Annotated in this window: 10 protein-coding genes; 6 read left to right on the top strand and 4 right to left on the bottom strand. The window is 73.0% G+C overall.

The window, feature by feature from the left end; all coding sequences use genetic code 11:
* Nucleotides 1-108 precede the first annotated feature (108 nt).
* Together LMU33_RS19540 and LMU33_RS19535 are read left to right on the top strand one after the other, a co-directional pair.
* Nucleotides 109-3,828 carry an ABC transporter ATP-binding protein gene (locus LMU33_RS19540; RefSeq protein WP_228621772.1) on the top strand — a complete coding sequence of 1,240 codons (3,720 nt, stop codon included), beginning with the start codon at nt 109-111 and terminating at the stop codon, nt 3,826-3,828.
* A gap of 140 nt (nt 3,829-3,968) precedes the next feature.
* Complete coding sequence (locus tag LMU33_RS19535; RefSeq protein ID WP_228621771.1) at nt 3,969-4,364, top strand: hypothetical protein; 396 nt, start codon at nt 3,969-3,971, stop codon at nt 4,362-4,364.
* 12 nt (nt 4,365-4,376) lie between these two features.
* Here the strand turns inward: LMU33_RS19535 and aroA are convergent, their stop codons facing one another.
* Complete coding sequence (gene aroA / locus LMU33_RS19530) at nt 4,377-5,612, bottom strand: 3-phosphoshikimate 1-carboxyvinyltransferase (protein WP_228621770.1); 1,236 nt, start codon at nt 5,610-5,612, stop codon at nt 4,377-4,379.
* Nucleotides 5,613-5,960: 348 nt separating this feature from the next.
* Here aroA and LMU33_RS19525 point away from each other — a divergent pair, with 348 nt between their 5' ends.
* Together LMU33_RS19525 and LMU33_RS19520 are read left to right on the top strand one after the other, a co-directional pair.
* Nucleotides 5,961-7,829 carry a glycoside hydrolase family 3 protein gene (locus LMU33_RS19525; protein WP_372478015.1) on the top strand — a complete coding sequence of 623 codons (1,869 nt, stop codon included), beginning with the start codon at nt 5,961-5,963 and terminating at the stop codon, nt 7,827-7,829.
* Between the two features lie 112 nt (nt 7,830-7,941).
* The gene (locus LMU33_RS19520; RefSeq protein WP_228621769.1) at nt 7,942-8,559 is read left to right on the top strand and encodes a hypothetical protein; all 618 of its coding nucleotides are present in this window, start codon (nt 7,942-7,944) and stop codon (nt 8,557-8,559) included.
* An 84-nt stretch (nt 8,560-8,643) separates the two neighbouring features.
* Here the strand turns inward: LMU33_RS19520 and LMU33_RS19515 are convergent, their stop codons facing one another.
* From LMU33_RS19515 to LMU33_RS19505, 3 genes are all read right to left on the bottom strand, one after another.
* Nucleotides 8,644-9,903 carry an MFS transporter gene (locus tag LMU33_RS19515; RefSeq protein WP_372478014.1) on the bottom strand — a complete coding sequence of 420 codons (1,260 nt, stop codon included), beginning with the start codon at nt 9,901-9,903 and terminating at the stop codon, nt 8,644-8,646.
* Nucleotides 9,904-9,969: 66 nt separating this feature from the next.
* Nucleotides 9,970-10,770, bottom strand: a complete 801-nt coding sequence (locus tag LMU33_RS19510; protein ID WP_228621768.1) for a sugar phosphate isomerase/epimerase family protein — start codon at nt 10,768-10,770, stop codon at nt 9,970-9,972.
* A gap of 40 nt (nt 10,771-10,810) precedes the next feature.
* A complete protein-coding gene (locus tag LMU33_RS19505) occupies nt 10,811-11,740 on the bottom strand; it encodes a bifunctional helix-turn-helix transcriptional regulator/GNAT family N-acetyltransferase (RefSeq protein ID WP_228621767.1) in 930 nt (309 codons plus the stop codon).
* 390 nt (nt 11,741-12,130) lie between these two features.
* Here LMU33_RS19505 and LMU33_RS19500 point away from each other — a divergent pair, with 390 nt between their 5' ends.
* Both LMU33_RS19500 and LMU33_RS19495 read left to right on the top strand, forming a co-directional pair.
* A complete protein-coding gene (locus LMU33_RS19500; RefSeq protein WP_228621766.1) occupies nt 12,131-12,436 on the top strand; it encodes a hypothetical protein in 306 nt (101 codons plus the stop codon).
* Between the two features lie 136 nt (nt 12,437-12,572).
* Nucleotides 12,573-13,808 (top strand): FAD-dependent monooxygenase, encoded by a 1,236-nt coding sequence (locus LMU33_RS19495; protein WP_228621765.1) that lies wholly within the window; start codon nt 12,573-12,575, stop codon nt 13,806-13,808.
* Nucleotides 13,809-13,841 lie beyond the last annotated feature (33 nt).

Raw genomic sequence — 13,841 nt, 5'->3', positions numbered from 1 at the left:
CTGGGAGTACGCCTCCGAACCCGCCCCCGGTTTGTTGCAGGGGGATGAAATCGGCCCCCATCCGCGTTGGTGCCTTCCGGTAGACCAGGACAACAGGAAGGCACCCGCGTGGCAGCGCAACGGGGATGGGCACGACGCCTGGCGGCATACGCCTGGCGGTATCCGAAGGACGTCGTCCTCGCCCTCGGCTCCTCCGTGGGCGGCATGGCCGTCATGGCCGTCGTCCCGCTGATCACCAAGGCGATCATCGACGACGTGATCGGGAACCACACCCGCTCCATGGCCCCCTGGGCCGGTGCCCTGATCGGCGCGGCCCTCCTCGTCTACGTCCTCACCTACATCCGCCGCTACTACGGCGGCCGCCTCGCCCTCGACGTCCAGCACGACCTGCGGACCGACATGTACGGCACGATCACCCGCCTCGACGGCCGCCGTCAGGACGAGCTGTCCACGGGGCAGGTCGTCGGCCGGGCCACCAGCGACCTCCAGCTGATTCAGGGCCTGCTCTTCATGCTCCCGATGACGATCGGGAACGTCCTGCTCTTCCTGATGTCCCTGGTGATCATGGCGTGGCTGTCGCCGCCCCTGACCCTGGTCGCCCTCGCCGTCGCGCCCGCGCTCGGCTGGATAGCCAAGCGCAGCCGCAGCAAGCTCCACCCCGCCACCTGGTACGCCCAGGCGCAGGCCGCCGCCGTCGCGGGCGTGGTCGACGGCGCCGTCAGCGGCGTCCGCGTGGTGAAGGGCTTCGGGCAGGAGGAGCAGGAGACCGGCAAGCTCAGGGAGGTCGGGCGCAAGCTGTTCGCGGGGCGGCTGCGCACGATCCGGCTGAACAGCAAGTACACCCCGGCCCTCCAGGCCGTGCCCGCCCTCGGCCAGGTCGCCATGCTGGCCCTCGGCGGCTGGCTGGCCGTCCGCGGCCACATCACGCTCGGCACCTTCGTCGCCTTCTCCACCTACCTGGCCCAGCTGGTCGGCCCGGTCCGCATGCTCGCCATGGTCCTCACCGTCGGCCAGCAGGCCCGCGCCGGCACCGAGCGCGTCCTGGAACTGATCGACACCGAGCCGACGCTCCAGGAGGGCACCAAGACCCTCCCGGCCGACGCGCCCGCGACCGTCGAGTTCGACGACGTGTCCTTCGGGTACGGCAGCGGGGCCAAGGTCCTCGACGGGCTGACCTTCGAGATCCGGCCCGGCGAGACCCTGGCCGTCGTCGGCTCCTCCGGCTCCGGCAAGTCCACCCTCTCCCTGCTGCTGCCGCGCTTCTACGACGTCACCCACGGCGCGGTCCTGATCGGCGGCCACGACGTCCGCGAGCTCACCCTGGACAGCCTGCGGGCCGCGATCGGGCTCGTCCCCGAGGACTCCTTCCTCTTCTCCGACACCGTCCGCAACAACATCGCCTACGGCCGCCCGGACGCGACCCAGGAGGAGATCGAGGCCGCCGCCCGCGCCGCCCAGGCGGACCGTTTCATCGCCGAGCTCCCCGAGGGCTACGACACCAAGGTCGGCGAGCAGGGCCTGACCCTCTCCGGCGGCCAGCGCCAGCGCGTCGCACTCGCCCGCGCCCTGCTCACCGACCCGCGGCTCCTGGTCCTCGACGACGCCACCTCCGCCGTCGACGCCCGCGTGGAACACGAGATCCACGAGGCCCTCAAGCACGTCATGGAGGGCCGTACGACCCTGCTCATCGCGCACCGCCGCTCCACGCTCAACCTCGCCGACCGCATCGCCGTCCTCGACGGCGGCCGGCTCGCGGACCTCGGCACGCACGAGGAACTCCAGCAGCGCTCGGCCCTCTACCGCCGGCTGCTCACCGACGCGGACGAGCTGGGCGGGGTCTCCCCGGGCCGGGTCGAGCCCGCCGTGCCGCACGAGGACACCTCCGTCCGGGAGGAACTGGACGCCGAGTTCGACGCCGAGCGGGGCGTGACCCCCAGGCTGTGGACCGGCGACCGCGAACCGAAGGACCAGGCGCTCTCCGGCACCCCCGCCACCCCGGAGCTCCTCGCCCTGGTGGAGGCGCTGCCCCCGGCCACCGACACCCCCGGCATCGACGAGGCCCGGGCGATCCTCCCGGAGGACTCCTACGGCCTGCGCCGCCTGCTGCGCGGCTTCGGCCCGCCCCTGCTGCTCAGCCTGCTGCTGGTCGCCGTGGACGCGGGCGCGGGCCTGCTGCTGCCGGTGCTGATCCGGCACGGCATCGACGCGGGTGTGACGAAGATGGCCCTCGGCGCGGTGTGGGCGGCGTCCCTGCTGGGCCTGGTCACCGTACTCGTCCAGTGGGTCGCGCAGATCGGCGAGACCCGGATGACGGGCCGTACCGGCGAGCGGGTGCTGTACACGCTGCGGCTGAAGATCTTCGCCCAGCTCCAGCGGCTCGGCCTCGACTACTACGAGCGCGAGCTGACCGGCCGGATCATGACCAGGATGACCACGGACGTCGACGCCCTGTCCACCTTCCTCCAGACGGGTCTGGTCACGGCGTTCGTCTCGGTCGTCACCTTCTTCGGCATCATGGGCGTCCTGCTGGTGATCGACCTCCAGCTCGCGCTCGTCGTCTTCGCCACCCTGCCCCCGCTGATCGTCGCGACCTTCTTCTTCCGCCGGGCCAGCGTGAAGGCGTACGAACTCGCCCGGGAACGCGTCTCGGTGGTCAACGCCGACCTGCAGGAGTCGGTCGCCGGGCTGCGGATCGTGCAGGCCTTCGGGCGCGAGCGGGACGGCGGTCGGCGGTTCGCCGAGCGCAGCGACAGCTACCGGCGCGCCCGCATCCGCGGCCAGTGGCTGATATCGATCTACTTCCCGTTCGTGCAGCTGCTGTCGTCCGTCGCGGCGGCCTCGGTGCTGATCGCGGGCGCGGGCCGGGTGGAGGCCGCCACCCTGACGACCGGCGCCCTGGTCGCCTACCTGCTCTACATCGACCTGTTCTTCGCGCCGGTCCAGCAGCTGTCCCAGGTCTTCGACGGCTACCAGCAGGCCACCGTCTCCCTGGGCCGCATCCAGGAGCTGCTGCGCGAGCCGACGTCCACGAAGCCGGCGGACGAGCCCCGCGAAGTGCCGTCCCTGCGGGGCGAGATCGCCTTCGAGGACGTGCACTTCGCCTACGGTGACGACGAAGAGGCGCTCACCGGCATCGAGTTGACGATCCCGGCCGGGCAGACCGTGGCCTTCGTCGGCGAGACGGGCGCCGGCAAGTCGACCCTGGTCAAGCTGGTGGCGCGGTTCTACGACCCCACCGCGGGCCGGGTCACGGTCGACGGCACGGATGTGCGCGCGTTGGACCTGACCTCGTACCGGCACCGCCTCGGGGTCGTCCCGCAGGAGGCGTACCTCTTCCCGGGCACCGTCCGGGACGCGATCGCCTACGGCCGCCCCGACGCCACCGACGCCGAGGTGGAGGCGGCGGCGCGGGCGGTCGGCGCGCACGAGATGATCGCCACGCTGGAGGGCGGCTATCTGCACGAGGTCGCCGAGCGCGGCCGCAACCTCTCGGCCGGCCAGCGCCAGCTGATCGCGCTCGCCCGCGCCGAACTCGTCGACCCCGACGTCCTGCTCCTCGACGAGGCCACGGCCGCCCTGGACCTGGCCACCGAGGCCCAGGTCAACCAGGCCACCGACCGCCTGGCGGGCCGCCGTACGACGCTGGTGGTCGCCCACCGCCTGACCACGGCGGCCCGCGCGGACCGGGTGGTGGTGATGGACCGCGGCCGGGTGGCGGAGGACGGCACCCACGACGAACTCCTCGCCCGCGACGGCCGGTACGCCGAACTGTGGCGCACCTTCGTCGGCCGCCCCGAACCGGAGGAGCCGGTCACCGCATCCCGTTGAGGCGACCCCGTCGACCCTCCCGCCGAACCCCCCTGTCGGCGTGTGTCGCTGACGGCCGTGCAACCATCCGGCATACGTCGTGCGTCCGTACATCAGTACGGCTACAGGGGGAGTACGACCGTGGTACGGGGAGGACGACAGTGGACAGTAGTGGGATAGGCAGGCGTCTGGCGCTCGGTACGGCCATGCTGGCCGCGAGCGGGGTGCTGGCGCTCGTGACGTCCGGCACCGCCCAGGCGAGCACGGCCGGCGGCTGCGCCGGGCGCGAGGTGCGGACCCTGCCGTTCAGCAGTGGGGTCACCCACGTCTACAAGCGCGACGGGTACGTCTGTGCCGTCACCGTCGCCCGGCACCCGGGCCCCGCGCAGACGATGTCCGTCAGCGTCCAGGCCCGCGGCACCCGCCCGGTCGTGGACACGGGCAGCTACCGGCACCACGCGGGGCCGGTGACGGTCTACGCCGGCCACCGCTGCGTGTGGGTCAAGGGCGCGGTGGGGTCACGGGGGTCGGTCAGCTCGGGGTGGATCTTCTGCTGACGGCCGGCCCGGTCAGCTCGCTTCCGGGAGCCGCGCGAACGCCTCGTGGAACCCCGGGAACGTCTTGCGGACGCAGCCGGGATCGTCGTACGTCAGGCCGGGGGTGCGCAGGCCGGTCACCGCGAAGGACATCACGATGCGGTGGTCCCCGAAGGTCCTGATCCCGGTGCCGGGCGCGGGCGTGCCCGGCCGGATCTCGATCCAGTCGGGGCCGGTCGCCACCGGCACGCCGAGGCCGCGCAGATTGTCCGCGCAGGCCTGAAGCCGGTCGCACTCCTTCACCCGGGTGTTGGCCACGTCCTCGACGCGCACCGGGCCGGAGGCGAACGGCGCGATCGCCGCCAGCGTCGGCATGGTGTCGGAGATGTCCCGCATGTTCACGGTGAGACCGCGCAGAACTCCCGTGCCGCGTACGGTCGTCCGGTCCGCCGCGAGCTCCACCTCGGCGCCCATCCGGCGCAGCACCTCCACGAAACGCAGGTCGCCCTGGAGCGCGCCGGTGCCGAGACCGGGCACGGTCACCTCGCGGCCGGGTGTGACGGCGGCCGCGGCGAAGAAGTAGCTCGCGGTGGAGGCGTCGGGTTCGACGGCGTAGGCGGTGGCCCGGTACCCGCCGGCCGGGACGTCGTACACCTCTCCGTCCCGGGCGACCTCCACGCCGAAGGCGCGCATCATCGCGAGTGTGATCTCCACGTACGGCGCCGAGACCAGGTCGGTCACCCGGATTCTGAGGCCGGTGCGGGTGAGCGGGCCCAGCAGGAGCAGCGCGGTCAGGTACTGGGAGGACTGGCCGGCGTCCAGCACGACCTCGCCGCCCTCGACACCGGCCGCCCGGACGGTGAGCGGATGGTGGCCCTCGGCCTCCTCGTGCCGCAGGTCGACGCCGAGGTCGCGCAGGGCGCGGGTGAGCGGTCCGAGGGGGCGGCGGCGCATCTGCGGGGAGGCGTCGAAGCGGTAGGTGCCGTGCCCGGCGGCGGCCAGGACGGGCAGGAAGCGGGCGGTCGTGGCGCCGTCACGGCAGTGGACGTCGGCCTCGGCGAGCCCCGGCCCCTGCGGGCGGCCGTCCACCTGCCAGGCGTCCGGAGTACGGCCCACCCGGTAGCCGAGCCGGGCCAGGCCCTCGGCGAAGCCCTCGGTGTCGTCGGAGCGCAGCGGCCGCAGGAGCGTGCTGACGCCGTCGGCGGCGGCCGCGAGGAACAGGGCGCGGGCGGTGATGGACTTGGAACCGGGGATGTCGACTGCGGGCATGGCCGCATGATGGCTCGTTCGTCCGCACTCCGGTCATGGCCGTCCAGGAGGTGGGCGCTCGGCCGGGCCGGGGGAACCCGGCGCGTGCCCGGCTCGTCCAACGCGCGGGTTGCCGGACGAGTCCTCCGTGCCGTGGTGTCGGCCCCTCGCGACTGGCCGCGGGCGCCGACCCACCCTCTTCGCCGCGGCACGGCCGGCCGCCCGCCGCCACCGGCGCGCCCCCCTCTCCTGCGCCGGTGGCGGCCCCGTCGGCGGGTACTGTGCAGTCCCTTGACGGAAAGAAACTTCCTGGATATTGGTGACTCCTCGGAAGTTTCCTTCAGCGGTTCTCCTCTGGAAGGAGCGCACGTGCCCGACACCAGCACGGGAAGCGACGACACCAGCACGAGAAGCACAGGACGCACCGGAAGCATCGCAAGACCCTCCAGACGCGCCGTCCTCGCCGCGACCGCGGGCCTCACCGCCGCGCTGACCGTACCGACGGCCGCCCGCGCCGCAACGCCCGGCGACGACCGCCGGCTGCGTGCCCTGGTCTCCCGGATGACGCTTCAGGAGAAGGTCGGCCAGCTCTTCGTGATGCGGGTCTACGGCCACTCCGCCACCGCCCCCGACCAGGCCGACATCGACGCCAACCTCAAGGAGATCGGCGTCCGCACGGCCGCCGAGCTGATCGCCAGGTACCGCGTCGGCGGGATCATCTACTTCACCTGGGCCCACAACACCCGCGACCCGCACCAGATCGCCGGCCTCTCCGACGGCATCCAGAAGGCCTCCCTGGACCAGCCGCGCGGCCTGCCCGTGCTCATCGCCACCGACCAGGAGCACGGCGCGGTGTGCCGGGTCGGCAAGCCCGCCACCCTCTTCCCCGGCGCCATGGCCCTCGGCGCGGCCGGCTCCCGCGCCGACGCGCACACCCTCGGCCGGATCTCCGGCGCCGAGCTGCGCGCGATGGGCATCAACCAGGACTACTCCCCGGACGCCGATGTCAACGTCAACCCGGCCAACCCGGTCATCGGCGTACGGTCCTTCGGCGCCGACCCGGACGCGGTCGCCGCGCTGGTGGCCGCCGAGGTGAAGGGCTATCAGGCCTCCCGGGTCGCGGCGACCGCCAAGCACTTCCCCGGGCACGGCGACACCGCCACCGACAGCCACACCGGCTTCCCGGTCATCACGCACAGCCGGGAGTTGTGGGAGAAGCTGGACGCCGTCCCCTTCCGGGCCGCGGTCGCCGCAGGCATCGACTGCATCATGACCGCGCACATCCAGTTCCCGGCGCTGGACGACTCCGGCGACCCGGCCACCCTCTCCCACCCGATCCTCTCCGGCATCCTGCGCGGCGAACTCGGCTACGACGGGGTCGTGATCACCGACTCCCTCGGCATGGAGGGCGTCCGCACCAAGTACGGCGACGACCGGGTGCCGGTGCTCGCGCTGAAGGCCGGCGTGGACCAGCTGCTCAACCCGCCGTCCCTCGATGTGGCCTGGAACGCCGTGCTGAAGGCCGTCCAGGACGGCGAGCTGACCGAGGCCCGCCTCGACGAATCGATCCTGCGCATCCTGCGCCTGAAGGCCCGGCTCGGCCTCTTCGACGACACGCGCGGCGGCCGTCCCGGCGGCGTCGACCGCACGGTGGGGACCGAGGCGCACCTGGCCGCCGCCGACCGGATCGCCGAACGCACCACGACCCTCCTGGTCAACGAGGACCACACCCTCCCCTTCTCCCCGCGCACCGAGCCCCGCCTCCTGGTCGTCGGCGCCGACCCGGCCTCCCCCTCGGGCACCGACGGCCCGCCCACCGGCGTACTGGCCGCCGCCCTCACCGGGCTGGGCTTCACCGCCACCGCCCTGTCCACCGGCACTGCACCGTCCGCCGCGGCCATCGCCCAGGCGGTCAAGGCCGCGCAGGACGCGGACGCGGTGGTCGTCGCGACCTACAACGTGACGGCGGGCAGCGCACAACGCACGCTGGTGCAACAACTCCTGTCCACGGGCAGGCCCCTGGCGGCCCTCGCCGTCCGCAACCCCTACGACGTGGCGCAGTTCCCGTCCGTCAGGGCCTGCCTGGCCTCCTACGGCTGGACGGACGTCGAAGTGCGCGCCGCCGCGAAGGTGATCGCCGGACACGTGGCCCCGCGGGGCAGGCTGCCGGTGCCGGTGCAGCGGGCCGACGACCCCACGCAGGTGCTGTACCCGATCGGGCACGGGCTGACGTACTAGCCGTACGCCACACAACGGGCGCAATACCCCCAACAGGGGGAAAACCTCCCACATGTCTGGCGTGGCCGCGCCCCAGGGGGCCACGCTGGACCGGGGTGTCAGGGGGGTTGCCATGCGTGGGAAAGGTGCCGTGACGGCCGTGTGCCTGGCCTGCCTGCTGCCGGCCGCCCTGCTGACCGGCTGCCGGGGTACGGCGGGCACCCCCGTCGGCGACGCCCGGCCCACCCCGGCCACGACCGGCGGCTACGGCGCCGAGTTCCTCGGGGTCGGCGAGTGCAGCTCCTTCGGCACGACCAGCTTCACCGAGGTGCCCTGCGCGAGCGAGCGGGCGGCGGCCAGGGTCGTCGCCCGCTACGACGGCGCGGCCACCGACGGCCCCCTGTGCCCGGCGACGACCGACTTCGTGCTGCACATCAGCGCCCGGTCCGCGGCCGCCGACGAGGACGGCGACGGCGCGATCCCCCAGGGCTACGCCTGCATGCGCAACCTGGAGGCCCCGCACCCCGGCGACCCCGGCGGCGGGGGCGGCCCCCGCACGATCCCCGGCGACTGCGTGTACGACTCCGGCAAGGGCCAGGTCCGCGAGACACCGTGCGACGGCTCCGGCGCACACCGGCCGCAGTACCGGATCAGTGAGGCGACGCCGACCCGCCGGGACTGCCCGGCATCGACGGCGCTGTACGTCCAGTTGGGCGGGGCCGAGCCGGTGGGCTGCGCGAGACGGCTCTGAGCAGCGGCTGGAACTCCGCGAAGTCGCGCACCAGCCGGAGGAGTCGAGCGGCTCAGGTGTGCGGCCCGGCCGGCGGCGCCCCGCTCATGGCACCTCCGGCACCCCGGCGGCCCCGTCGGCCGGCACCGGTGCCCCATCCCGCAGCTCCGGTGTCGTCGCGGCGACCGCGCCCACGGCCAGCAGACACAGCAGGCCGCCGGTGATCAGCGAGGTCGCGCCGCCGGTCCAGCCGGCGACCAGACCGCCGCGCACGTTGCCGAGGCTGGGTCCCGCCTGGCCGACGATCTGCTCGGCCGCCGTGACCCGGCCGAGCAGCGCGTCCGGGGTGCGGGTCTGCACGATCGTGGACCGGGAGACGACGGAGGTGGCGTCCCCGGCGCCCGCGACGGCGAGCAGGGCGAGGCCCACCCAGGGGTTGGTCGTCAGCCCGAAGAGCACCAGCGCGGCACCCCAGACGGCCGCCGCGCCCAGCATGACCGGACCCGGCCGGCCGAGCCGGGTCACCGCGCCCGACAGCGCGGTGGCCGTGACGCCGCCCACCGCCAGGGCCGACAGGAACAGGCCGAGCGTGCGCGGGTCGTCGCCGAACCGCTCGGCGTTGACCAGCGGGAACAGGCTCACCGGGAAGGACAGCACGGTCGCGGCGAGGTCGGTGATCAGCGCGCCCCGCACCACCGGGTGCCCGCCCAGGAACCGCAGCCCGTCCAGCACCCCGTGCACACCCGCCCGCGACGGCTCGCCCTGCGGCGGCAGCGCGGGCAGCCCGAAGGCGCCGTAGAAGGCGACGCCGAAGCTGAGGGCGTCCAGCAGGTAGCAGGTGCCGATGCCCAGCCAGCCCAGCAGCACACCGGCCAGGGCCGGTCCGAGCAGCATCATCGACTGGCCGGTGATCTGGTTCAGGGCCAGACCGGCGGCCACCTGGTCCTTCGGCAGCAGACGCGGCACGAAGACCCCGGCCGCCGGGGCGCCGAGCGCACCGAACGCCGACTGGGCGGCGACCAGCGTGAGCACGGCCGCGACCGGGACATGCCCGGTGAAGCCCTGCACGGCCAGCAGCACCGAACAGGCGGCCTGGCCCACGGTCGCCGTCAGGAAGATCCGCCGCCGGTCCGCCCGGTCCACCCGGGCGCCCGCGAACAGCCCGAACACCACCAGCGGCAGCGCCTGCGCGAGCCCGACGGCACCGGTCCACGCGGTGCTGCGGGTCACGTCCCACACCTGGTACATGACCGTCACCATGGTCATGAACCCACCGAGCGTGGACACGCTCCGCCCGACCAGCAGTCGCCGGAAGAGGGGCGAGGCACGAAGCGGCCGTACGTCGATGAGCGAGCCCTGAATCACCGGGGGAGGCTAACCGGGCCCCGCGGCACCGGCGAGCGAATTAACGGGGACGGCCGGTGCCCCGTGCTAGGCGGCCTCGCCCAGCAAGCGCAGCACATGCTCCCGCCCGGCACCGAGCAGCCCCGGAAGCGGGGCGGCAGCCTCGTACCACCGCTTCTCGTACTCCCAGCACAACCACCCGTCCCACCCGCGTCGGCACAGCACATCCACGCACTCGGTGAGCGGAAGCACGCCCGCGCCGAGCGGTACCGGCGTGGTGTCCTGCGCCGACACGATGTCCTTGACCTGCACGTACCCGAGATGCGGGGCGAGCGCCGCGTACGTGTCGGCGGGCTGCTCGCCGCCCAGCCAGGTGTGCATGACGTCCCACAGCGCACCCACCTGCCGGTGTCCGACCGGGCCCAGCACCCGGATCGCGTCGGCGCCGGTGCGATGCGAGTCGTGCGTCTCCAGCAGGATCCGCACCCCCAGCGCGGCGGCGTCCTCCGCGGCGGTGCCGAGCCGCCGGGCGGCCAGGGCGTCGGACTCCTCCAGGGGGCGGTCGGGGTCGGCGCCGGGGAAGACCCGGACGTAGGGCGCGCCGAGGTCGTGGGCGAGGTGGAGGAGGTCCCGGATCTCCGCCAGTACGGGTGCGTCGTCACCGGGCGCGGCGACCCGCGCGTACCCGCCGAGGCCCAGCACCTCGACCCCGGCCTCCTTGAACAGGTTCGCCGTTGTGGCGCGTTCGGCGGGGGAGAGGCCGGGATGGACCGGCTCCTCCGGGTGGGCGCGCAGTTCGACGCCGTGGTAGCCGTGCGCGGTCGCGAGCGCCAGGACCTCAGGGACGGGCAGGCCGGGGACACCGAGAGTGGAGAACGCCAGCTTCATGAGCCGGACACTACTCGTCATCCGCCCGGTGCGTGACCCGTCATTCGTCCGATTCGTACAGATCCAGTCGCCAGTCCTGGCCCACGAGATCCTTGCCGAAGGAGCGGTGCGGTTTCTCCGCGACGAGGACGAACCCGTGCCGCTGGTAGATCCGGCGGGCGCCGCCGAGTACGTCGTTGGTCCACAGCACCAGGTCGCGGTAGCCGACCCCGCGCGCGAAGTCGATCACGGCCCGCACCAGCCGGTCGCCGATGCCGTGCCCGCGCGCCTCCGGCTCGACGAGCAGCAGCCGCAGCCGGGCGGTACCGGGCGCTTCGTCCCGTACGCACATCACACAGCCCACCGGGCGCCCCGCCCGTTCGGCGATCCAGACCCGCTCCAGGTGCGGGTCGTGGTCCTCGGCGAAGTCGGCGACGATCCGGGCGACCAGGCCCTCGTAGTCGGCGTTCCAGCCGTACTCGGCCGCGTACAGGGCCGCGTTGCGCTGCACGATCCAGCCGAGGTCGCCGGGGCGGGGCTCGCGCAGCACGGCCTCGCCGGAGGGGCCCCCGTCCTCGCCGAGGATGTCCCGGATGGTCCGCATGGCCTCCGCCAGCCGTGGCCGGTCGGCCGGGGCCACGGTGTCGAGCATGGTCCCGACCGTCTCCCGGGCCCGCTCGTCGAGCAGGGCGGCGGCCTCGCGCCCCCGTGCGGTGAGCCGTACCCGCCGCCGGCGCGGATCGCTCTGCGAGGGCCCGCGCTCGATCAGCCCGGCGTCCTCGAACCTGTTCAGGATCCGGCTCAGATACCCGGCGTCGAGGGCGAGCAGGGTGCGCAGGTCGACCGCGTCCAGGTGCGGGACCTGGGCGAGTTCGTACAGCACACGGGATTCCGTGAGGGTGTACGGGGCGTAGAGATGGCGGCCGTAGTCGAGGGCGCCGATGACGCCCGTGTAGAAGCGGTTGAAGGCGCGGACGTCCTGGACGGTCATGATCGCCCCCGGATGTTTGACTCAGTCAGAGATATCGTCGTTCAGAGCCTAGGCCCGCCGCCCGTCCGCGTCCACGGTCCGGCTCGGCGGCGTACGAAATCACTTGCGGTGCACGGGTGTTGACTGTCCGGACCGGGGTCCGCTTCCTTTGCCTGTTCTTTAGCTCGGTACCGAGTCCTGCTTTTGACGGCGCCGCAATCTCGTCGTACGTTGAAGGGGAAACGTCGCTTATGCCCGTTTTATCCGGGAAGTGACGGCCCGCCGTCGAAGCGCCTGTCGCGGGCGACGGGCGGCGCACAGAGCGACGACGCGCAGGCTCTGGAGCGCACATGCGGACGGCCCCCGAGGCCGCCGGACAATCCATTACACCCTCCGGAGAGGGGCATGATCATGCGCGCACACACCACCCGTATGAAGAGAGTGGCCATAGCGGTCTGCTCGGCGCCGATCCTGGCCATCGGGGCCGGAGTCGGAGCGGCCCAGGCTGCCACCACCACCTCTGCTCCCGCGCACGTCGTCGCCTACCACAACGATGGCGGCGGCTGGGGCTGGGGCGGCGGCTGGGGCTGGGGCGACGGCGGCGGCTGGGGCTGGGGCGGCGGCGGCTGGGGCTGGGGCTGGGGCTGGGGCTGGGGCTGGGGCGGCGGCGGCTGGGGCTGGGGCGGCTGGGGCTGGGGCGGCTGGGGAGGCTGCTGAGCACCAGCACTGACCGACACCCCCTGACAAACCAAGGGTGGATCCGGGTGCCCGACCCCACGGGCACCCGGATCCATATGCCGGAAGCCGTGGCGGAAGTGATGTGCCGGTGTGATCGTGACTATGGAGGTACCGGATGAGGATCGTCTGCGTGGGTGGAGGCCCGGCCGGGCTGTACTTCTCGATCTCCGCGAAGCTGCGGGACGCCGGTCACGAGATCACCGTGATCGAGCGCGACCCGCCGGAGGCGACGTACGGCTGGGGTGTCGTGTACTGGAACGATCTGCTGGACATCCTGCACCGCAACGACCCCGAGAGCGCGCGGGCGGTGAGCGCCGGTTCCGTGCTCTGGCAGGACCAGGAGATCCGCGTCCACGGCAGCCGGCACGACGGCACGGCGTACTTCGGCGGCTACGGCTACAGCATGGGCCGGGCGGCCCTGCTGGACGTCCTGACCCGCCGCGCACGAGCGCTCGGCGTCGAGGTCCGGCACGAGAAGCTCGCCGACCCCACCGACCTGCCCGAGGCCGACCTGATCGTCGCCGCGGACGGCGCCGGCAGCCGCATCCGGCAGAGCCGCGCCGAGCGCTTCGGCACCAAGGTGGAGACCGGCCGCAACCCCTACATCTGGCTCGGCACGGACCAGCAGTTCGACAGCTTCGTCTTCGACTTCGAGGAGACCCCCGCGGGCTGGATCTGGTTCCACGCCTACCCCTCGATCAAGGGGAGGATCAGCACCTGCATCGTGGAGTGCTCTCCGCAGACCTGGCAGGGCCTCGGCCTCGACTCGCTCGAACCCGAGGACGCCGTCCCGCTGCTGGAGAAGATCTTCCACCGCGCGCTCGACGGTCACTCCCTGATCAGCAGGTCACGCGGCGAGCCGGCGAAGTGGCAGCGGTTCCAGCACCTGAGCAACCGGACGTGGGTCGACGGAAACGTCGTCCTGGCCGGCGACGCCGCGCACACCACCCACTTCACGCTGGGGTCCGGAACCCGGCTCGCGATGATCGACGCGATCGTGCTGGCCCACAGCCTCTCGCAGTTCCCGGATCCGCGGGTGGCGCTGCGCGAGTACGACCAGCACCGCCGCGCCGAGATGCACGGCGTACAGGCCGGAGCGCGCTCCAGCATGGCCTGGTTCGAGCAGCTCGACGACTACCTGGACCGCGACCCGGTCTCCTTCTCCTACGCCATGGCGGTACGCCAGGGCAACCAGACCCCCTGGCGCTACCAGGTCCACCTCGCCACGCAGATCTCCGCCGTACGCAGGGCCCGCCGGGCCTACGACACCGGAAAGCGCTGGTACCAGGACCGCAGGAGGGGCGAGGGACCACTGCCGGCTCTGGGCCGTTCACTTCCCGGCGGTCAGTGAACGGGTGAGCGGGCGGGAAACCCCCTGCGGCCG

The sequence above is a fragment of the Streptomyces barringtoniae genome, assembly GCF_020819595.1.
Taxonomy (GTDB): domain Bacteria; phylum Actinomycetota; class Actinomycetes; order Streptomycetales; family Streptomycetaceae; genus Streptomyces; species Streptomyces barringtoniae.
The sequence above is the reverse complement of the archived record's forward strand: the minus strand, read 5'-3'. Positions and strand labels throughout refer to the sequence as shown.